This window comes from Blautia sp. RTP21359st1_E11_RTP21359_211015, from assembly GCF_040910705.1.
Lineage (GTDB): Bacteria > Bacillota > Clostridia > Lachnospirales > Lachnospiraceae > Blautia_A > Blautia_A fusiformis.
Genome location: NZ_JBDGAB010000024.1, coordinates 25,428 through 47,352 on the forward strand (window position 1 = coordinate 25,428; position 21,925 = coordinate 47,352).

The window sequence follows — 21,925 nt, forward strand, 5'->3', positions numbered from 1 at the left end:
TTACTATTGAAATCTCAGAAATTACTGCATGTTTTTGCAGAAGATATCCTCCATGGAAGCCTTAAGCGGAACGCCAAGCCTGCGTAAAGTCCCGTCTAGGGCTGCGAAAACTTCTCTTACATTATAGAATGTAGCGTTGTTTCCCATATGTCCGATGCGGATCACTTTGCCAGCTAGGACATCGAAGGAACCTGCCAGCATAATGTTGTAGTCTTTTTTTACTCCCTCAAGGATCGCTTCGGCTGTTGTGCCCTCCGGTACTTCAAAAACAGTAACTGTACTGGAATATCCGCTGTGCAGGTAAAGGTTCAGGCCGGCTCCTGTAATGGCCTTTCGGGAGGCTGCGGCGATTTTGGCGTGGCGTGTAAGGATCCCGGGATCATCGGCAATGTTGTCAATAGCAGCCCGCAGACCATAGATATCGCTGATCGGCATGGTATATGGAAACCATTTTTCTTCATAATAATGTGCAAAGGTTGTGAGATTTGCGTAGAAAGAAGCAATGGGTGTCTTTCTTTCAGTCATTGCCTTCTTTGCATCGCTGCTGACTACAACAAAGGTAAGTCCAGGAGGTGCAGATACCACCTTCTGTGATCCGCCGCACATGATATCGATCTGGCATGCATCAATGTTCAGAGGCTCGCCGAAGGAAGCGGAAACAGAATCTACAACGGTAAGGATCCCGTATTTTTTAAGAAGCGGGCAGATGGCAGATACATCGTTGAGCATGCCGCTTGGAGTATCGCCGTGTACTACGGTTGCATATTTGTAGTTATGGTTATCCGCAAGGAAGGCTTCCAGTTCCTTTACATTGAGAGTGTTCTGATAATCTCTGGTATAAAGCTCCGGTCTGCCTCCGTACATGGAAACAAAATCGGCAAAGCCTTTTCCGTAGATACCATTGTCCAGAACAAGAACCTTATCTCCGGGCTCAGTCATGGAAGCAATGGCAGCCTCCAGTCCAAGGATACCCTCACCGCTTAAGATGAGAGTTTCGTTGGAGGTATGGAGAAGAGTGCTGATCTTCTCGCAGGTTTCTTTATAAAATTCGACAAAATCTTCGTCCAGATCCGGATTTGTGCATTCCATGCTTCTTGCCAGACGGACATTTTCTGCGACCTGTGTAGGTCCCGGTGTCATGATCTTATACATAAGCTCACCTCTTGATCTTTATATTATTTCCGCAAATTACGGCAGCTGTTACAGCTATTTTTTTAATCCGGTTTTTCTTGCTGCAAGGTTTAATGGTGTGATCACTACGAGAACGATGACAGCTGCAACACCGATCTGGACCAGGTTTCCCGGGATGGAAGATACCGGTGCCAGTGGATTTCCGTAGATGATAACCTCTGCAATGTAGTATCCTGCAACCTTGATCACGCAGGCTGCGGCAATGGCGATCACATACCATTTGATGTTCTGGTGCCGGTGATCCTCTGTGAGCTTACCTACTGTGAAGCCCATGATCCCTACAATAATAAGAGTAAATGGTGCCCACAGGGTCCAGCCGGAGAGAAGGTCAAAGAGCCCCATTCCGATCCCACCGGCAATGGCTCCGGTTTTCTTTCCGAATAAAATGGCACCGATGAATAACGGCACATTTCCAAGGTGGATCAGTCCGCCGTTGGCAGCGATCGGAAGCTTAACATTAATAAATGCGGTGAAGATATAAGTCAGTGCAACAAATGCCGCTGTAATGGTGAGAAACTGAACAGATGAAAGCTCCTGGTCAGTTCTCTGAGATGTCTGAACTGCTTTTTCCATAGTGATAGATCCTTTCCCGAAAACATCGATGTATGGATGTCCTCTTTTCATATATTTTTGGTTGGGTATACTTTACAACATGAGTGTACATGAATAAAGACACAATTATAGAAAAAAAAGAGGGGACAGATTCAAGGAGATATTTGTCATTAAAACAGGAGGCTTACTTGGTGGGGAATAAATCAGAACTTTCGTAATGAAGGCGTAAAACGGGAAATACAGGATCAGCATAAGAAGAGAATAAGATAGGTATATCTGGGAAAATTATAATGTTAGAAAAATCCTGTACGGAGCAGGATATCTGCTTACAGGATATTCATAAAGTACAGGGAGAAATCAATTGACAAAGCTGTAATAAAATCGTAAACTATAGCAAAGAGTGTGTTCAGGAGTGAATGTTCCGGACACATTTTGTGACTGATGATGATTATGAGGAGGATACTATGAAGAATAAAAAATTTATTGCACTTTTAGCTATGACTGTTGCTCTTTCTGGTGTCATGACGGCATGTAGTTTCGGAGGAGGAAAAGAGGACAGCGTGGTTGTGGAGTCTACTCCTACTCCGACACCGGCGAAAAAAGCGAAGGTTACACCGACTGTTGCAGCAGACGCACAGAATACAACCTATACATCCAAGGATAAATCCGTAGCGATCAAGCTTCCGGATGCAACCTGGGCCAACAAGTCCGACGAGACAGATATGGTAAGCTTCGAGTCTCCGGACCAGGGCAGGATCCTGATCCTTCACGGATCCGGCGCAGATCTGGAATCCGCAGTGATCCCGAACTCCCAGGATATGGCAGTTTCCATGACACAGGCAGAGAACATGGTAAATGGAACCGATTTTGAGATCCAGGATTACAAGGCAGATCAGAAAGACGGAATCAACATTTATTCCTATACTGTGAAATATAAGGATACGACCAAGAGTGACGGTTATGTATATGCTATCAATAAATACTTTGTAAATGACAGTGAGTATTACAGCCTTGTGGCATCTGTTAAAAAAGAGGATGCTCTGAAAAAGGTTCAGGAGTCTGTCGACAGCTTTGCGATCCTTGGTGATTCCACTCTGAAGAGTGCGGCAAATGGTTCCGCAGCCAAGACTGCCGGTAAAGGTAATGCAGCAGCTTCCTCTGACGGAAGTGCATCTGCAGATGGTAATGCAGCAGCTTCTTCTGACGGAGCAGCAGATGGAACTACAGCTGCCGACGGAAGCACATCTACAGACGGAAGTGCAGCATCTGACGGAACATCTACAGACGGAAGCAGTACATCTGATGGTTCTTCCAATGGAACTGCATCCACTGACAGCAGCTCCTCCGGTGCTATCGTAAATGGCGGATTTACAGATGAGCAGCTTGGCAACACAGATGAGACAAGAACTATTTACAGAAACTCCGATGGTAAACCACGTGTTATCGTTCCGGACGGAAACGGTGCATGGATGGATAACGAAGGAAACCGTTTCACCTTCTCTTCTCAGTATGACTGTGATGTATATGAAGAGGATGGAACAAGCTTTTACTGGCACGGTGAGGCTGCAGACGTATACTATATGCCTGTACAGTAAAGCCTGGAGTAGCAGGAGATTCGGTTAGATAAGAATTCCGGGATCACAGCTTTTGTGGCTGCGGTCCCGGATTTTTTGTGTCATATTATGTCAGAGGCGTATACTTATACAGGAAGACATGGTATAATGTGAACGCTGCGGGCGATGGAACGCCCGGAAAATATTTGGAGGTTTTTATGGAAGCATACAGTGATTTCGCCAGAGTTTATGACATTTTCATGGACAATGTGGAATATGAAAAATGGGCGGAATATCTTATAGGAAGTCTTAAAGAATACGGAATTGAAGACGGGATCGTGCTGGAACTTGGCTGTGGGACCGGAGTGATGACAGAGCTTCTGGCTGAGTCCGGTTATGATATGATCGGTGTGGATAACTCTGAGGAAATGCTTGGCGAAGCCATGGAAAAACGTGCAGAATCCGGTCATGAGATCCTTTATCTGGAACAGGATATGCGGGAGTTTGAACTTTATGGAACAGTACGTGCTGTCGTCAGCGTCTGTGACTGTATGAATTACATCACAGAGGAGGATGATCTGCTTACTGTATTTAAACTGGTGAACAATTATCTTGATCCGGATGGAATTTTCATATTTGATATGAACACCCCGTATAAATACCGGGAAATGCTTGGAAATACGACTATTGCAGAGAATCGGGAAGAGGGAAGCTTTATCTGGGAAAATGAATTTGATGAGGAGACCGGGATCAATGTGTATGATCTGACTCTGTTTCTTCCGAGAGAAGATGGTCTTTATGAGAGAGACGAGGAAATTCATTACCAGAAGGCCTATGATCCGGAGAAAGTAAGGGAACTTCTTGAAAAGGCAGGCCTGATCCCGCTGGCGGTTTATGACGCATACACCAAGGATGCACCGAAGCCGGACAGCGGAAGACTGACTTTTGTGGCCAGAGAACATGGAAAGGAAATTCCGTCAGACGAGAAATAAAGGAGGAAATTTTTTATATGAGTGATTATATTGTAAGAGCAACAGCGGCAAACAGCCAGATCCGTGCATTTGCGGCTGTTACAACCGATATGGTGGAGACAGCGAGAAAGAATCATAACACCAGTCCGGTGGCAACAGCGGCACTGGGACGTCTCCTTACTGGCGGTGCCATGATGGGAGCTATGATGAAAGGAGAAAAGGATCTCCTTACACTTCGGATCCATGCAGGAGGACCACTGCAGGGAATCACAGTAACTGCAGATTCTCACGGAAATGTAAAGGGCTATGTGGGGAATCCGGATGTATGTATCCCGGCAAACAGCAAAGGCAAGCTGGATGTTGCGGGAGCTGTCGGCGTAGGCTTTATGGATGTGATCAAGGATATGGGACTGAAAGAGCCATATGTGGGACAGGTTGCTCTTCAGACCAGCGAGATCGCAGAAGATCTCACTTATTATTTTGCAACCAGCGAGCAGGTTCCGTCTGCGGTAGGACTGGGTGTGCTGATGAATAAGGATAATACAGTCCGTCAGGCGGGAGGCTTTATTGTACAGCTGATGCCTTTTGCAGAGGAAGAGGTGATCGCAAAGCTTGAGGAAAACGTATCAAAGATCGATTCTGTTACCAATCTTCTGGAGCAGGGACACACACCGGAAAGTCTTCTTGAAAAAGTACTGGAAGGCTTTGACATAGAGATCAATGATACACTGCCCACACAGTTTCATTGCAACTGCTGCAGAGAGCGTGTGGAAAAAGCGCTGATCAGCATCGGAAGAAAAGAACTTAACGAGATGATCCAGGAAGGCAAGGACATTGAGATGAACTGCCATTTCTGCAATAAGAATTATAATTTTACCGTGGAAGATCTTAAGAGGATCATAAGAGAGTGCAAGCGATAAAACTCGGGAGGAAGAAAAAATGAAGCATGGTTTTATCAAGGTGGCAGCGGCAACGCCGAGAGTTACCGTTGCAGACTGCAAGGCAAACGGAGAGGAAATCCTGAAGGCCATTCATGAAATGGAAAAGGAACATGTCAAGCTGATGGTATTTCCGGAATTTTGTATCACAGGATATACCTGTCACGATCTTTTTCTCCAGAGATGTCTTCTGGACAGTGCGTGGGATGAGCTTCTGCATATTGCAGAGGAGACAAGGGAGACGGACGCCCTGATCTTTGTGGGACTCCCGCTGCGTCACAGAGGCAAGCTCTATAATGTGGCAGCAGCTTTGAATCATGGCCGTATCGTGGGATTTGTGCCGAAGACGCATATTCCGAATTATAATGAGTTTTATGAGCAGAGACAGTTTGCAGGTGCAGAGGAAGAAGATGTGGAATTTGTGGACTTCCTGAAGTGCGAGAAAAATGAGGAGGATGAGTTCTGGGATGAAATTCCTTTTGGAACAGAGCTGATCTTTGAATGTAAGGAATTTCCGGAATTCACCGTTGCAGCAGAGCTTTGTGAGGATCTCTGGGTCCCTGCGCCGCCAAGTATCCGTCATGCCGTCAACGGTGCGCATATCATCGTTAATCTTTCTGCCAGTGATGAGATGGTAGGTAAGGATTCCTACCGGAGAACTCTGATAAGCGGGCAGTCAGCACGACTGATCTGCGGATATATTTATGCCAGTGCAGGGGAAGGGGAGTCTACCCAGGATCTCGTGTTTGGCGGACAGAATATGATCGCAGAGAACGGTTCCATGCTTGCGGAAAGCAGACGCTTTGAGAACGGCATCATTTACAGTGAGATCGATGTGCAGAGACTGGCTGATGAGAGAAGAAGAATGTCCACGTATCCGGCAGTTTCTACCTGCAGTCATACAAGAGTTGATTTTTCCGTAGCAGAGGAGGAAACAAGACTTACCAGAAAATATCCACAGTATCCCTTCGTTCCGTCTGTGAAGGAAGAGCGTGATGAGCGCTGCGAGGAGATCCTGAACATCCAGGCTATGGGACTTAAGAAACGTATGGAGCATATCCACAGCAGGAGTGCGGTAGTAGGACTTTCCGGAGGACTGGATTCTACCCTGGCGCTTCTTGTAATGGCACGTGCCTTTGACCGGATGGAAATGCCGAGAGAACAGATCCACTGTGTGACCATGCCATGCTTTGGAACCACAGACAGAACCTATCAGAATGCCTGCAAGTTAAGCCGCTGCCTTGGTGCAAGGCTTACCGAGGTAAATATTAAAGAGGCGGTAAATATCCATTTCCGGGATATCGGACATGATCCGGAGATCCACGATGTGACGTATGAGAACAGCCAGGCACGTGAGCGTACGCAGATCCTGATGGATACGGCAAACAAGGAAGGCGGTGTTCTTGTGGGAACCGGAGACCTTTCCGAGCTGGCTCTTGGCTGGGCAACCTATAATGGCGATCACATGTCCATGTATGGTGTAAATGCTTCTGTCCCGAAGACACTGGTACGTCATTTGGTACGTTATTATGCGGATACCTGCGGAGATGAGGAACTGAAGGAGGTTCTTCTGGATATCCTGGATACTCCGGTAAGCCCGGAGCTTCTTCCTCCTAAGGATGGCAAGATCGCCCAGAAGACGGAGGATCTGGTAGGACCTTATGAGCTTCATGATTTTTATCTGTATTACATGCTGCGTGCAGGATTTACACCGGATAAGATCTACAGGCTTGCCTGCCTGACCTTTGATGGGATTTATGATAAAGAGACGATCCTGAAATGGCTGAAAACCTTCTATCGGAGATTTTTTGCCCAGCAGTTCAAGCGTTCCTGTCTGCCGGATGGCCCGAAGGTAGGTAGCGTGGCACTTTCTCCAAGAGGAGATCTCAGAATGCCAAGTGATGCAAGTGCAAGGATCTGGCAGGATGTGCTGGAGAAGATTGAAATCTGAACGTAGATCGCAAAGCGGAGAGCTTAAGTGTTCTCCGCTTTTTTTACTGCATCCGTGATAGCTGAAAGGAGTACCTGGGAGGTATATTTCCGGTCTCCTGCGTACTGAATGTCTTCCAGGGACTGACTGGAATAGATCTGACTTGCCAAAGAATCCAGAACCGGTTCCATAAGAGGATAGGAAGCTTTTGTGGTTTCATTTAAATTCACCAGACGGATGGCCTTGATCCTGTCAGCATTTACAGTAACTTCCACATCGAAGGTATTCTCGTTCAGGGTGATGGAAGAGGTATAGACGCCCGGCTTGTAGCGGGATTTTTCGCTGTCTGTATGACTGGTATTTTTTCCGGGACCGAACATGAAGAAAAGAACGACAGCCAGAACAACAGCGAGAGCCAGAAAGACAGCTGTGTAAATGATCTCTTTCATATGTAGGACGATGATCCTGGTTTTGGAACTCATGGCGCACGCCTCCCAAAGCTTTTTATATAGTTTATTATCGGGAGGGAGGATTTATGCCACAGCTGTGCGCAGGTTATTCGATACTGTGCCTAGAAAAATAAGGAAAAGAGCAGGCAGATATTTCAGAATATAGTGAACGACCGTTCTATAGGAGCAGAATTTGTGGTATGATAGGAATACTTCAGGCGCAGGATGGCGCCGGAATGACTGAAAATCTGCAAGTGATCGGGAGGATGAAGATGTCATTACAGTTTATCATAGGAAGTTCCGGAAGCGGAAAATCCTGTTATGCTTATCAGAATATCATAGAACAGGCAGGGCTGCATCCTGAGAAGCTTTTTTATGTGATCGTGCCGGAGCAGTTTACCATGCAGACCCAGAAGACACTGGTGGAGATGAGTCCGGGCAGGGGAATCCTGAATATTGATATCCTGAGCTTTGAGCGTCTTGCATACCGTGTTCTGGAGGAAGTTGGAGGAGACAGCCGCATCCTTCTGGAAGAAACCGGTAAGAGTATGGTGCTGCAGAAGATGGTACAGCAGCATGGAAAGGAGCTTTCCTATCTGGGAGGTCAGATGCGTAAAGCGGGATACCTGGATGAAGTGAAGTCTATCCTGTCGGAGTTTATGCAGTACGATATCCGGGACAGTGAGATCCAGGAGATGATCGAGGATTCCGGTGACAGAGCGTTACTTCAGATGAAGCTGAAGGACGTAGCTGTTCTTTACCAGGCATTTACCGGATATCTGAAGGATCATTATATGACAGGAGAAGAAGTAATGGATGCGCTGGAAAAAGCTCTTCCGTTTTCTGAAAAAATGAAAAACAGTGTACTCCTTCTGGATGGTTACACCGGTTTTACGCCTATTCAGATGCGTGTTGTGGGAGAACTTCTTGCTGTCTGTGAGAAGGTGATGGTAACGGTGACCATGGATGCGGATGAGAATCTGAACATGAGAGGAAAACCTTATCAGCTTTTTTATATGAGCCGTCAGATGATCCACGGGCTTTCGGAGCTGACCAGGGAGATCGAGACACCGGTTCTTTTGAAGGATGTGGGAAAATCCCGCTTTTCCCAGGCACCTGCCCTTCATTTCCTTGAAAAAAATATCTTCCGTTACCGAAAAAATATATATAAAAAAGCGCAGGATGAGATCTGCATGTTTTCGGCAGTGAACCCGCAGAAGGAAATGGAAGAAGCTGCCCGCCGGATCGCCAGACTTGTAAGGGAAAAGGGCTGCCGTTACGGTGAGATCGCCGTGATCACAGGTAACCTGGAGGAGTATGGAAATCTTGCAAAGCAGGTATTTACAGCAGCAGGGATCCCGTATTTCATTGATGAGAAGCATACGGTCCTGATGAATCCGTTTGTAGAATATTTCCGGGCAGCACTTGAGATGGCAGTGCAGGATTTTTCCTATGAGAGTGTATTCCGGTATCTCCGGTGCGGAATGTCCTGTGTGACCAGGGAGGAAGCAGACCTTCTGGAGAATTATGTGCTGGCTCTTGGTATCCGTGGATTTAAGAAATGGGATGAAGTGTGGGTGCGTATTTACCGGGGAATGCCGCCGGAAAGCATTCAGAGGCTTAATGAGATCCGGCAGCGGTTCGCAGATGAGACCAGAGAGCTTGCGCTAAGCTTTAAAGGTGGGAAAAAGACGGTGCGGGAATACTGTACTTTTCTCTACGAGTTTGCAGTGCGGAGCCAGGTGCAGCAGAAACTGAAGCATCAGGAACTGAAATTCAAGGAACAGGGCGACAAGGCCATGGAAAAGGAATATGCCCAGATCTACGGAATTGTTATGGAACTTCTGGATAATATGGTGGAGATCCTTGGAGAGGAAACCGTGAACCGCCAGGATTTCCGTCAGCTTCTGGAAACAGGACTGAACCAGGCCAAGGTGGCTCTGATCCCGCCAAGTATGGACCAGGTACTTGTGGGAGATATGGAGAGAACCAGGCTGAAGGATATCCGTGCACTGTTTTTTGTGGGAGTAAATGAAGGGAATATTCCGAAGAATACATCCGGTGGAGGAATGCTTACGGAGATTGACAGAGAATTTTTTAAAGATCAGGGGATCCAGCTTGCACCGGGGCCCAAGGAACTGATGAACATGCAGCGATTTTATCTGTATCTGAACATGACCAAGCCAAGAGAACTGCTCTGTCTGTCCTTCTGTCAGTCTGACAGCCAGGGAAAAGCCCTGAGTCCGGCCTTTCTTGTCAGTAATATCCGGGAGATGTTTCCGGAAATGGAGATCCGGCAGTGCGGAGATATGCAGGAACCTATGGAATTACTGGAGCTTCCGGGAATTAGCCTGGATTATTTCCTGAGAGGGCTTGCAGGAGAAGCTTACCAGGATAATGCGGTATTCCAGGAACTGTACAGCTGGTATCTTCAGAGCCCGGAATACCGGATCCTTGTAAAAAAACTTACAGAGGCATCTTTTTCAGAACGACCGTCAGATAAGATCGGAAAAACAGTGGCAAAGATCCTCTATGGAGAAATTTCCCCGTACAGTGCTACCCGGCTGGAGCGTTTTGCGGCCTGTGCATTTGCACATTTTCTGCAGTATGGCCTGAAGGTTACAGAACGTGCAGAGTATGAGTTCCGGGCTATGGATATGGGGAATGTCATGCATATGGCACTGGAAAAATTTGCGGCGGAAGTCCGAAAAGAGGGACTGGACTGGGCAGAGCTTACGGAGGAAGAGCGAAACCGTATCATAGACAGCTGTCTGGATCAGGTTTCCGCAGATTACGGAAATACGATCCTTAAAAGCAGTGCGAGAAATGAATATATGATCGAACGGACCAGACGTATTTTGCGGCGTACCGTGTGGGCTTTGCAGGAACAGCTGAAGCATGGAGCATTCCGGCCGGAAGGATTTGAGGTGAGGTTTCAGGGCGGAAGGATCGACCGTGTGGATATCATGGAAGAGCCGGAGAACAACCGGGTCTATGTGAAGGTGATCGATTATAAAACCGGAAATACTTCGTTTGATCTGCTGGCGTTGTATCATGGCCTTCAGCTTCAGCTGATGGTCTATCTGGATGGAGCATTACAGGTGGAAAAAAGGAAGTATCCGGATCGCGAGATCGTTCCGGCCGGTGTGTTTTATTATAATGTGAAGGATCCTATGATACAGGAGAAGATCCATGCGGATATGGAAAGCATCAATGAGCAGATGCTGAAGAAAATGAAAATGAACGGGCTTGTACAGGCAGATGATAATATGAGTACCAAAATCGACAGCACTATGGCCTCCATACCGGTATCCCTGAACCGGGACGGAAGCTTCAGCAAAAGATCTTCTGTTGCCTCAAGGAAGCAGTTTGATGCTCTGGGAGCGTATGTGCGGAGAAAAATCTGTGACATCAGGGAATCGATCCTGGATGGAAATGCGGCAGTGGAACCCTATGAACTTGGAAAAAAGAATGCCTGCACATATTGTCCGTATCTTACTGTGTGCGGCTTCGACAGGAAGATACCGGGATATGAGTTTCACAGGCTGTCGTCCATAGAAGAAGATGCACTGTGGAAAAAGATCATGAAGGGAGAGTAAGAGAATGGCAGTGAAATGGACTGAGGAGCAGAAAAAGGTCATCACGCTCCGGGACCGGAATATTCTGGTCAGCGCAGCAGCCGGTTCCGGTAAAACTGCAGTGCTGGTGCAGAGGATCTTAAGTAAGATCATGGATCCTTTGAAACCGGTGGACATTGACCGTCTTCTGATCATGACATTTACAAGGGCGGCAGCGGGAGAGATGCGGGAACGTATCGAACGTGGACTGGATCAGGCACTGGCTGAAGATCCGGATAATGAGCATCTGCAGAGACAGATGACGTTGATCCATACGGCACAGATCACTACCATTGACGGCTTTTGCGCCTATGTGATCCGAAATTATTTTCATCTGATCGGACTGGATCCGGGTTACCGGACTGCAGATGAGGGTGAACTGAAGCTTTTGCAGGAAGATGTGCTGAAGGAGCTTTTTGAAGATCATTATGCAGAAAGAAAGGCAGATTTTACTGCATTTGTGGAATGCTATGCGCCAGGAAAAACGGATGAAGGACTGAAGGAACATGTGCTGGAGCTTTATAATGCTGCGATGAGTAATCCATGGCCCGAAAAATGGCTGGACAGCTGTGTGGAGAATTATCATCTGGATCCGGAAAAAGGTCTTGAGGGAACGCGATGGTTCCGATATCTGTGGGAGGCTGCAGACTGCGCACTGAAAGAAGCGGAAGAGCTTACAGAAACCGCAATGAAGACCTGTCAGCTCCAGGATGGACCGGAGCTTTATCTGGAGGCTCTGGAAAAAGATATGATACTGATCCGGCAGTTAAAACAACTGTCCGTTAAAAGGGATTATGATGAGATAGCGCAAAATCTCCGGAATTTGAAGTTTGCAAGACTTTCCTCAAAAAAAATGGAGGGAGTATCGGAGCAGCTGAAAAATCTAGTAAAAGCTCTTCGCGAAGATGCAAAAGATAATCTGAAGGAACTGGGAATCCGATATTTTTACGGAAATCTGGCTGAGCTGACGGAACTGACAGAAGCATCTGCACCACCGCTGGAGATGCTGGTAAAGCTGACAAAGGATTTTGCAGAACGTTTCCAGGCAAAGAAGCGTGAAAAAAATGTTCTGGATTTTTCAGATATGGAACATTTTGCCCTGGACATCCTTCTGAAAAAGGAAGGAGAAACCTATGTGCCCAGCCAGGCGGCAAGAGAGCTTTCTGAAAAATATGATGAGGTCCTGCTGGATGAGTATCAGGACAGTAATCTGGTTCAGGAGATCCTGATGCAGACAGTTTCCGGCTGGGTCAATGAACGCAAAAATATATTTATGGTAGGAGATGTAAAGCAGAGCATCTACCGTTTTCGTCTGGCCCGTCCGGAACTGTTCATGGAAAAATATAAGAGCTATTCACTGGAAGACAGTTCGGAACAGCGAATCGACCTGCACAAAAATTTCCGAAGCAGACCGGAAGTCCTTGAAAGTGTCAACTTTATTTTCCGGCAAATCATGGGGGAAGATCTGGGAGGAATTGCTTACGACGAGGCGGCAGCTCTGTATCCCGGAGCTTCTTTTCCGGAAGGCCAGGATCCGGAATTTGTAAAAACAGAGATCCTTCTTGTGGATAAATACAGTCCGCTGCTGGAAGAGGAGGATGAAGAAGTAACGGAGAATGAGAGAGAGCTGGAGGCCCTTGCCATTGCAGGAAGGATCCAATCTATGGTAGGGCATGAACGGGTGCTGGATAAGGAAACGGGAGAGTATCGACCTCTTCAATATGGAGATATCGTGATCCTGCTCCGATCTGCTTCAGGCTGGGCTGAAACCTTCGGGGAGGTTTTGAGTGCAAGAGGGATACCGGTATATACGGCCTCCAGAACCGGATATTTTTCTGCAACAGAGGTTGTGACACTGCTGAATTATCTCCGGATCCTGGATAATCCGCTGCAGGATATTCCCATGACCGGCGTACTGCGTTCACCGATCGTTGGATGTACCACAGAAGAGCTGGCTGAGCTTCGGATCGCATATCCGGAAGGAATGATCTATGAATGTGTGTGCAGGTTTGTGGAGGACTACAGAAAGCATGGGAGCTTTGAGGAAAACAAAAAAATCCTCGGAGAGAAGCTGTCCTGTTTTATGGATACCATGAATACACTTCGTGATAAGGCGGCTTACACGCCGGTCCACCAGCTGATCCTGGAGGTACTTGCACGTACCGGATATGGAGACCATGCAAAGGCAATGCCAAATGGTGAACAGAGGAATGCAAACCTGAACATGCTTGTGGAAAAGGCAATGGAATATGAGAAGACAAGCTATCGAGGCCTTTTTAATTTTGTAAGATATATCCAGAAGCTTCAGCAGTATCAGGTGGATTACGGGGAGGTAAATCTTTCCGGAACCGGGGAAAGTGCAGTACAGATCATGACGATCCATAAGAGCAAGGGACTGGAGTTTCCGGTAGTGTTTGCAGCAGGAATGGGAAAACGCTTTAATTTCCGGGATATGAACGCAAGTATCCTGATCCATCCGGAGCTGGGGATCGGTGCGGATGCGATCCTGCCGGAGAAGAGGATCATCGCTCCATCCCTTTGCAGGCAGATCATACGGAGAGCGCTCCTGATGGAAAGCCTCGGAGAGGAGCTGAGGGTACTTTATGTAGCGCTTACACGTGCAAAGGAAAAACTGATCCTCAGTGGAACTATTGGAGCCCTGCATCCGGAATTGGGAGAATTGTCCGCATTAAGGGACAGTGAGGAACCATTGCTTTCTCTGGGCAGAAGGCTTGGCGGGAAGACTTACTGGGATTATGTGCTTCCGGCACTGGCAAGGCATCGCTGCATGGCACCATTATTTCATGAATATGGCATCTTTATGAATACTGCAAATCCTCTGTACAAAGATCCGGCAGAATTCAAAGTTACACGGGTCACAGCACAGGAACTGACAGAAAGTGAGGTTATGGAACAGGCAGAGCGGGAAATGAAGAAGGAAACACTGGAGAACTGGAATCCGGGCAGAGTTTTTGACAGTGAGATTCGGGAGGAGATCCAGAGACGTTTTTCCTTTGTATATCCCTATCAATATCTGGAAGATCTTCCTGTGAAGGTGAGTGTATCAGAACTGAAAAAGCGAAGCTACCACAGTGAGCAGGATCTGGAAGAAACGGTGGATTATGAGACGGAAGAAGAGATCCAGCCGCTGGTTCCCCGATTTATCGAGGAGAAGAAAGAGGAAGGGTATACAGGGGCACTTCGTGGAACGGCTTATCATCGTGTAATGGAATGCCTGGACTATCAGAAGACAGCAAACAGGGATGAGATCCGCAGACAGCTGAGAGAATGGGTTGACGCCAGGAAGATGGAAAGAAAAGAGGCTGAGTCGGTCCGGGTAAAGGATATCTGGAATTTTGTGGAAACACCTCTCGGACAGCGGATGAAAGCAGCTTCAGAGAAGAGACTTCTGTTCCGGGAGCAGCCTTTTGTGATCGCAAGAAAAGCTTCGGAGCTTGATCCGCAGTGGCAGTGTGAGGAAAATGTTCTGGTACAGGGAATCATTGATGCGTATTTTATAGAGGATGAAGAAATCGTTCTGGTGGATTATAAAACGGACTTTGTGAGACGTGGAGAAGAACAGAAGCTGATCGACCGTTATCATGTACAGTTGGAGGATTACGCCCAGGCGCTGGAACGGATGACAGGCCGGAAGGTGAAGGAACGGTATATTTATTCGTTTACTCTTGGAGAAGCGTTCAGTCTCTGATCTGAAAATGAAATGATATGTTAATGTGGGCAGATATCCTGCGGCGGAGAGATTACACTCTCCAGCCAGCAGGATATTTGTTTTTCAGGATCCCGTTTACAAGCTTTCCGAAGCCGAGAGGATAACCGTCCACACAGAGAAGGTGCCAGCCTTTTTTGTGAGTGGCCTCTTCCGGCTCGATCATAAGAGTTTCGCCTTTCAGATAACGGGTAAGCCGCTCATCGGAAACCGGCAGGGAGATAACTGCTTCCACATCTCCTTTGTGAAGCGCCAGCGCCAGAGGCTGAGACGGCTCAAAACGGTTTTTCTTCAGATCACCCAGGTAGAGGCCGTTTCGAAGAAAGGAGATTCCGCGGAGATCCAGAGGGAAGGGCAGCTGATAGTATACTTTATCTTTGCGGACTTCCACACGGTTCCAGTCAAATTCCTGACCGCCAATGGTTTTCAGGCCGATCTCAGAGAAAAATTCCTCCAGCCATTTCCGGGTATTTTTGTCCGGTCCTTTTGCGGAAAAGCGGAAAACGGGTGGAAGAGAGTCACCTTTTTTGCGGAACAGGGCGAGAAAATGACCTTCGCCATCCATTTTGTGTGGAAAGATTCGAACGCATTTTTGAAGTTCTTCCGGATTAAATGCATTTAAGCTTAACGCGATTTCGGAATCGGAAGTGTCTGCTGTGCCGGCATATTCCGGGCGGCCGCTGGAGAAACCTTCATATCTTGGCATTTCCATAAGTTCCATATCCGGGCGTTGTCTGAGAAGATAGGCTACCACTTCTTCGTCTTCACATGGGGAAAAAGTGCAGGTGGAATAAAGCAGCATTCCGCCCGGACGGAGCATATCGGCAGCTTTTAAGACCAGGTCTTTCTGGATATCAGAAAGCTCAGCAGATTTTTCCGGTGTCCAGTCGCGGGCAAGGGCTTCCTCTTTTCGGAACATGCCTTCCCCGGAGCATGGAGCGTCCAGAAGGATCTTATTGAAGAAAGCAGGAAAACGCTGGGCAAGTTTGGCGGGCTTTTCGTCGGTGACGAGCATATTTTTCATGCCAAAAAGCTCCAGATTCCTAAGAAGGGCTCTGGCTCTGGAAGTACTGATATCGTTGGCAAGGAGAAATCCGGTGTCATTTAAGGCTGCACCCAGGGCAGTGGCTTTTCCTCCGGGAGCTGCACAGAGATCCAGGACAAAATCTCCAGGTTCGATAGGAAGCCTGGAAGCTGGTGTCATGGCACTTGGTTCCTGAAGATAATAAAGGCCCGCCTGGTAGTAAGGACATCGTGCAGGGCGGCTTTCCTCCTCGTAGAAGTATCCGGTATTGATCCACGGGATCGGCCGGATAGGGAAAGGGGAAAGCGCCTGAAAATCCTGGCAGGAGAGCTTGGCGGTGTTTACACGTAGACCGTAGGTGCGGGGATTTTTGTAGCTTTTCAGGAAAGCATCATAATCATCTCCCAGCATTTCTTTCATACGCTCCAGAAAAGGAAGCGGTAATGTCTGTATTTTATCTGAATCTGTCATAATTTCCTCCATAATATAAACTTGACTCTCTCGGATATTGTGTGAAAAGAGTGGTTTCCGAAAAATATTATAAAGTATAGAGGGATTTTTCTAAATACTATTGACAAAACTATATTATACGATATATAGTATTATTCACAGAACAATATTACATGACTTATCATGTGAGCGTTGGATCGTGAAGTGATCGCGTTCATCAGCATGTAGTAAGACGGAATGTGAATGTCCGTTTTACAGGTCATAGAGAGGTGAGCAGATGGTATTTAATACAGGAGCAGCCCTCCTGGATGCGATCGTCCTGGCTGTTATTTCCAGAGAGAAGGACGGTACCTACGGGTACAAGATCACCCAGGATGTGCGAAGTGTTCTGGAGGTTTCAGAATCTACGCTGTATCCGGTCCTTCGCAGGCTTCAGAAGGATGAATGTCTGGAAGCCTACAATATGGAATATGCAGGCAGAAACCGGAAATATTATAAGCTGACAGATAAGGGCGCAGCGCAGCTGAATCTTTACAGAAGTGAATGGGAGATCTATTCATCCAAGATCACCAGGATGTTTGAGGAGGGAGTTTGATTATGAACAGAAAGCAGTTTATGGAACAGCTTGAACGGCTGCTTTCCGATATTTCAGAGGCAGAGAGACAGGAAGCACTGGAATATTATGAAGGATATTTTGATGATGCAGGTCCTGAGAATGAAGGAGAAGTGATCCGGGAACTGGGAAATCCGGGGAAGGTTGCTGCGATCATTAAGGCAGATCTTCAGGAGAACAGTGAAGATTACGGGGAATACACAGAGAACGGATATCAGGATACCCGTGTGAAAGAGAACGGGGAAATGCCGGACCATTATACAGAAGTAACCGTATACGGAAATGGACAGGGAGAGGCCCATCGTGATACGGGAAATACAGAAAATTTCGAAGACCGCAGGAAAAGACGTGCCCAGCGCGGCTATCACGCAGAGAAAAAGCAGAATAAGGCAGGAATCATTCTTGCGCTGATCGTTCTTGTTTTTGCGGCGCCTCTGATAAAAGGATTATTTGGCGGAGTACTGGGGATTTTGGTGACACTGGCATTGCTGCCTTTCCTGCTGACATTTTTTGCGGGAGCGGGATCGATCATCCTTGTGATCGGTGCAGCTGCGTGCATTGTTGTTGGGATTGCCATGACGGTGTCTCTTCCGCCGGCCGGGATCCTGACGATCGGTATCGGATGCCTGATGATGGCATTTGGACTTTTGTTACTGTTACTGACGGTGTGGTTTACAGGTAAGATATTGCCTGCGATCCTGCGGAAATTTACGGGATTCTGCAGCAATCTCCTGAATGGAAGAAAGGCGGAAAAAGTATGAAACGTTTTCTGAAGGTAATTCTGATCCTTGCAGCAGTATTCGGTGTAGCAGGCCTGGGACTTACTGCCGGCGGAGCTGCCATGGGAGCGACTATGGGAGATGTGAGTGTTCTGGATCATGGAATCACGCAGGTGCTTCGTGTTCTGGATCATGAAGACAGCTGGGAAGTGGAAGATTCCGAGGAAGATATGGATGAGCAGGAGGACGATTTTCAGGCAGCTGCAGAGAGCGCGGTAACTGAGAAGGGCGTTCTGGCAGACAGTGCAGACAGTTCCGCATATACGAAAGTATATGAGGCCTCGGCTGTGTCAGACCTTTTCTGTGATCTGAGATACGAAGAACTGGTTTTGAAAACATGGAATGAGGATAAAGTCCAGGTGAAAGTTTCAGGGAAGGATCACAATCGCATTCAGATCAGCAATAACAACGGTAGTCTGAGAATTGCAAGCAATCAAAAAGTGAGAAACCGTTCCATAGAAATTTTTTGCCCGGAAAACTTAAGCTTTCAGAAGATAAAACTTCAGATGGGAGCCGGAACCATCGAACTGGATGGTGATTTTAAAGCGGAGCAGATGGAAGTAAATGTGGGGGCCGGAACCATTGAAAATTCCGGCAGCCTGGATATAAAGGAAGCAGATTTTACAGTCGGAGTGGGAACTGCTGACATCAGTGAATTTCAGGTGGAGAATTTAAAAGGAAGCTGTGGTATGGGAGATATGGAGCTTACACTTACAGGAAAAGCTGCTGAGTATAATTATGAGTTGAAATGTGGTCTTGGAAATCTGGAGGTGGATGATTCTCTGGAAACATCCATTACTTCCGGAAATAAACAGATCACAAATGAAGGTGCCACGAAAAATATAAAACTGGATTGCGGAATGGGAAATGTTCAGGTTGAATTTGAAGAAGATTAAAGGAGGAAGCATTATGAGTAACAAAAAACTATACAAATCATCAGTAAACCGTATGTTATGTGGTGTCTGCGGCGGAATTGCGGAATACTTTAATATCGATCCGACTCTTGTCCGGCTGGTATGGGTAATCATCACGCTGATGGGCGGAGCTGGAATCCTGGCGTATATCATTGCGGCGATCATTATCCCGGATTAAAAATGACAGTACCCATAAAGGACGGACATATTTTTCAGAATGCATAATTTATCCGGAAATTGTCCATACTCCATAAAAAAGATGAGGAGTGTGGAAGATGAACAGGGAGAAAGAAGTAAAAGCATATCTTGAGGGAAAGCTTTCCCAGGCGGAAAAACTGAAATACGAGATTGCCGATGAGATGGGAGTTCTGGATAAAGTGATCAAAGACGGGTGGAAAAGCCTTTCTGCAAAAGAAACCGGACGGATCGGTGGTCTTATGACAAAAAAGAAGAAACATAAAAAGTAAAATACAGCCTGAAGGAACAAGGCGAAATGACGCCGGAAAAGTCCTTCGGGCTGTATTGAATTCTAAGAATATTTTTCTGGAAAAAAGAAATTTTTTTGACGGTTCAGGGTGGACTGACCAGTGGAAAAGAGCTATACTGTTGGAATAACAGAGGAGGTATGAAGGAACATGGGTGAAAAAATCAACAACATTCTAAAGGGTGAGATCATCTCCTCAGTATTTTATATACTGCTGGGACTTTGCCTGATCCTGATCCCCACGCAGACGGTGGACGTGATCTGCAAAGTAGTATTCGGGCTGATCCTCATCGGAGCTGGCATTTATCATATCTATATTTACATACGTGGAAAAGCGAAAGCTACGATCATGGATCTTCTAAGTGGTGTGGTTGTTTTTGTGCTGGGGGTGTTTCTTTTTATGACACCGTCTATCGTGATCAAACTGCTTCCATGGATGCTCAGCGCATTTGTACTGGTTGACAGTCTGTGGAAGTTTAAAGGAGCCTTCCTTCTGAAAAAAGGAGGAAACGGCGCATGGAGCGTGCTTCTGATCGGAAGTCTTGTTTTCATTGCACTTGGAATCGTGATGCTGTTTGGAAGATTTCCGAAGATCATGACTCTGCTGATCTTTTCCGGTTGGGTGCTGGTGTGTGACGGAGCTGCGGATATCGTATTCTATATTATTATGAAGCTGGGGCTTCGAAAGATCGCAAAAAAGGCGGAGACAGAGAAGGAAGATTCTGGTGCAGACAGTTCAGATGCTGTAAATGAAACGGCAGATATGGATGTGCCAAATGATACAAGAACCCAGGATGAAAATGCGCCGAGTGAGCAGCAGAGTGGGAAGGAAACAGAATATCCAACAGAAACTACAGCAGAGACTACAGCGGCTATGCTGGCGCAGGATGCAGACGGATATTCTGCGGACAGAAAAGAGACAGAAGAATCCACAGAACCGGAAGAAGAGCAAAAGCAGAAGAATTCCCGATGGGAAAAAGAACCGGAGAATGTGGAGATGAAGCTCTGGGCTGTAGGCAAAGACCAGGCGGAAACCGGCAGCCTGAAGGATCTTCTGGACGGTTCCGATGAAGAACTGGAAGAGTGGAAGGACTGACCCTTCTCTTGCATCATCTGCCATTCCGTGGTAAGATGTGCACATGAAAAATACAGATAAAAATATAAAGATACTGATGATGGATTTTTCCGGAATATATGAGGATCAGCAGTTCTGGAGGGGAAAAGAAGTATCCCGGGTGGAGGCCAGGGACATTCCCGGAACCAACTGCTACTGTGATGAGGATGCGATGAATGCCATTCGCAGCCGTATTGCCCCTTATTCTTCCGGAGGAATCCATTTTATTGATTCCGGAAACTATCACTATATGACAAGGATCTGGCTGGAAAAGATATCGGAGCCTTTCTCGCTTCTTGTATTTGACAATCACACGGATATGCAGCCGCCGGCATTCGGAGGTCTGCTTTCCTGCGGAGGATGGATCTACGATTCTGCTATGGAACTTCCATTGCTTAAGAGGGTGATCCTGATCGGCCCGGATGAGGAAGCTTTTTCCAGAGTGGAATCGGAGATTCAGGAAAAGGTGGAATTCTTGAGCAGAGAGAAGCTTCTGGAAATGGAAGAGGCGCAGGTGTGTGCGTTTGTAAGCAAGCATGTGGGAAAGCTGCCGCTGTACATTTCTGTGGATAAAGATGTTCTCTGCAAGGATGATGCGGACACGAACTGGAGCCAGGGGGATATGCGCCTGAATACGATGCTGGAATGTCTGAAGAGAGTCAGAGAAATATGTGCAGAGGGAATCCTGGGCGTGGATATCTGTGGTGAATGTGATGTAGCAGAATCTGGAAACAGCGCCTTGAATGACCGGGCCAATGCTACATTGCTGGAGTGTTTTCTGTCCGCATACGGGAGCGAAGATCATGACGGAAATAAGAATGAGATAACAGGAGGAAACCGATGAAAAATGAACTTCTTACCATCGGGCCATTTACGGTATACGGTTATGGTCTGATGATCGCCATTGGAATTTTGGCAGGCTGCCTGACTGCAGAATACAGAGCCGGAAAACAGAAGCTTGACAGTGAACAGATCTTTCCAATGATCCTGTGGTGCCTGGTGGGTGGATTTTTCTGTGCAAAGCTTCTCTTCTGGATCACAGAGTGGAAATCAATTGTTCAGGATCCGGGATTTATAATGGAAACTTTAAGCTCCGGTTTTGTGGTGTTTGGCGGTATCATCGGCGGGATACTGACGGGGCTTTTGTATTGCAGGATCAGAAAGCTTGTATTTTTTAAATACGCGGATGTGATCCTGCCATCTGTGGCACTGGCCCAGGGATTTGGACGGATCGGATGTTTCCTGGCGGGCTGCTGTTATGGAAAAGAGACAGAGAGTGTTTTTTCTGTGATATTTCAGAATTCCGAATATGCGCCCAATCACGTGGCGCTGATCCCGACGCAGTTGTATTCCAGCGGACTGGATTTTCTGCATTTTCTTTTGTTGTTGCTGATCGCACGGAACAAAAAAGAAGATGGTCAGGTTACTGCCTGTTATCTGATCTTTTATAGCATTGGACGGTTTGTGATCGAGTTTTTCCGTGGGGATATTATCCGTGGAAGTGTGGGAATTTTGTCGACTTCCCAGTTTATCAGTATTTTTACAGGGATTGCGGGGATCGTGCTGCTGATACGGATCAGGAAAAAAAGAGATAGCAAGAGCAGTGTTTAAATGGATCA

18 protein-coding genes are annotated in these 21,925 nt (G+C 46.9%); 14 read left to right on the forward strand and 4 right to left on the reverse strand.

Features of this window, described 5'->3' with window-relative positions; genetic code table 11:
* Window positions 1-21 precede the first annotated feature (21 nt).
* Both AB5026_RS09950 and AB5026_RS09955 read right to left on the reverse strand, forming a co-directional pair.
* Entirely contained in the window at window positions 22-1,152 is a 1,131-nt protein-coding gene (locus AB5026_RS09950; RefSeq protein ID WP_368213247.1) for an alanine--glyoxylate aminotransferase family protein, read from the reverse strand.
* A gap of 54 nt (window positions 1,153-1,206) precedes the next feature.
* Window positions 1,207-1,764 (reverse strand): ECF transporter S component, encoded by a 558-nt coding sequence (locus AB5026_RS09955; protein WP_118608389.1) that lies wholly within the window; start codon window positions 1,762-1,764, stop codon window positions 1,207-1,209.
* A 443-nt stretch (window positions 1,765-2,207) separates the two neighbouring features.
* On the opposite strand from AB5026_RS09955, the gene AB5026_RS09960 reads away from it, so the two are divergent.
* The 4 genes from AB5026_RS09960 (at window position 2,208) to AB5026_RS09975 (ending at window position 7,156) form a co-directional block, all read left to right on the forward strand.
* Window positions 2,208-3,338, forward strand: a complete 1,131-nt coding sequence (locus AB5026_RS09960) for a hypothetical protein (protein ID WP_059086908.1) — start codon at window positions 2,208-2,210, stop codon at window positions 3,336-3,338.
* A 176-nt stretch (window positions 3,339-3,514) separates the two neighbouring features.
* Complete coding sequence (locus AB5026_RS09965; protein WP_022426586.1) at window positions 3,515-4,288, forward strand: class I SAM-dependent methyltransferase; 774 nt, start codon at window positions 3,515-3,517, stop codon at window positions 4,286-4,288.
* A 17-nt stretch (window positions 4,289-4,305) separates the two neighbouring features.
* The gene (gene hslO, locus AB5026_RS09970; RefSeq protein ID WP_015527218.1) at window positions 4,306-5,187 is read left to right on the forward strand and encodes an Hsp33 family molecular chaperone HslO; all 882 of its coding nucleotides are present in this window, start codon (window positions 4,306-4,308) and stop codon (window positions 5,185-5,187) included.
* Between the two features lie 19 nt (window positions 5,188-5,206).
* Window positions 5,207-7,156 carry an NAD(+) synthase gene (locus tag AB5026_RS09975; protein WP_110103233.1) on the forward strand — a complete coding sequence of 650 codons (1,950 nt, stop codon included), beginning with the start codon at window positions 5,207-5,209 and terminating at the stop codon, window positions 7,154-7,156.
* 23 nt (window positions 7,157-7,179) lie between these two features.
* On the opposite strand, the gene AB5026_RS09980 is transcribed toward AB5026_RS09975, so the two are convergent.
* On the reverse strand, window positions 7,180-7,617 hold the full coding sequence (locus AB5026_RS09980) for a hypothetical protein (RefSeq protein ID WP_110103232.1): 438 nt from the start codon (window positions 7,615-7,617) through the stop codon (window positions 7,180-7,182).
* 167 nt (window positions 7,618-7,784) lie between these two features.
* Between AB5026_RS09980 and addB the strand changes: the two genes are divergently transcribed.
* Both addB and addA read left to right on the forward strand, forming a co-directional pair.
* Window positions 7,785-11,183 (forward strand): helicase-exonuclease AddAB subunit AddB, encoded by a 3,399-nt coding sequence (gene addB / locus AB5026_RS09985; protein ID WP_368213248.1) that lies wholly within the window; start codon window positions 7,785-7,787, stop codon window positions 11,181-11,183.
* Window positions 11,184-11,187: 4 nt separating this feature from the next.
* The gene (gene addA, locus AB5026_RS09990; protein ID WP_302690703.1) at window positions 11,188-14,910 is read left to right on the forward strand and encodes a helicase-exonuclease AddAB subunit AddA; all 3,723 of its coding nucleotides are present in this window, start codon (window positions 11,188-11,190) and stop codon (window positions 14,908-14,910) included.
* Window positions 14,911-14,962: 52 nt separating this feature from the next.
* On the opposite strand, the gene AB5026_RS09995 is transcribed toward addA, so the two are convergent.
* Window positions 14,963-16,423, reverse strand: a complete 1,461-nt coding sequence (locus AB5026_RS09995) for an RsmF rRNA methyltransferase first C-terminal domain-containing protein (protein WP_368213249.1) — start codon at window positions 16,421-16,423, stop codon at window positions 14,963-14,965.
* 256 nt (window positions 16,424-16,679) lie between these two features.
* On the opposite strand from AB5026_RS09995, the gene AB5026_RS10000 reads away from it, so the two are divergent.
* The 8 genes from AB5026_RS10000 to AB5026_RS10035 all read left to right on the forward strand — a co-directional run bounded on the left by AB5026_RS10000 (window position 16,680) and on the right by AB5026_RS10035 (window position 21,917).
* Window positions 16,680-16,997 (forward strand): PadR family transcriptional regulator, encoded by a 318-nt coding sequence (locus AB5026_RS10000; RefSeq protein WP_015527209.1) that lies wholly within the window; start codon window positions 16,680-16,682, stop codon window positions 16,995-16,997.
* 2 nt (window positions 16,998-16,999) lie between these two features.
* Window positions 17,000-17,776, forward strand: coding sequence for a DUF1700 domain-containing protein (locus tag AB5026_RS10005; RefSeq protein WP_092068371.1), 777 nt, complete (start codon window positions 17,000-17,002; stop codon window positions 17,774-17,776).
* Window positions 17,773-18,690: a DUF4097 family beta strand repeat-containing protein gene (locus AB5026_RS10010; protein WP_278635316.1), complete on the forward strand. Its 918-nt coding sequence runs from the start codon at window positions 17,773-17,775 to the stop codon at window positions 18,688-18,690. Before AB5026_RS10005 ends, AB5026_RS10010 begins: the two co-directional genes overlap by 4 nt.
* Window positions 18,691-18,703: 13 nt before the next feature.
* Window positions 18,704-18,886, forward strand: coding sequence for a PspC domain-containing protein (locus AB5026_RS10015; RefSeq protein ID WP_015527206.1), 183 nt, complete (start codon window positions 18,704-18,706; stop codon window positions 18,884-18,886).
* A gap of 97 nt (window positions 18,887-18,983) precedes the next feature.
* Complete coding sequence (locus AB5026_RS10020; RefSeq protein ID WP_015527205.1) at window positions 18,984-19,175, forward strand: small, acid-soluble spore protein, alpha/beta type; 192 nt, start codon at window positions 18,984-18,986, stop codon at window positions 19,173-19,175.
* Window positions 19,176-19,343: 168 nt separating this feature from the next.
* Window positions 19,344-20,288, forward strand: a complete 945-nt coding sequence (locus AB5026_RS10025) for a DUF308 domain-containing protein (protein ID WP_215638213.1) — start codon at window positions 19,344-19,346, stop codon at window positions 20,286-20,288.
* A gap of 43 nt (window positions 20,289-20,331) precedes the next feature.
* Window positions 20,332-21,150, forward strand: a complete 819-nt coding sequence (locus AB5026_RS10030) for an arginase family protein (protein WP_368213251.1) — start codon at window positions 20,332-20,334, stop codon at window positions 21,148-21,150.
* Window positions 21,147-21,917, forward strand: coding sequence for a prolipoprotein diacylglyceryl transferase (locus AB5026_RS10035; RefSeq protein WP_015527202.1), 771 nt, complete (start codon window positions 21,147-21,149; stop codon window positions 21,915-21,917). Before AB5026_RS10030 ends, AB5026_RS10035 begins: the two co-directional genes overlap by 4 nt.
* The last annotated feature ends 8 nt before the right edge of the window (window positions 21,918-21,925 follow it).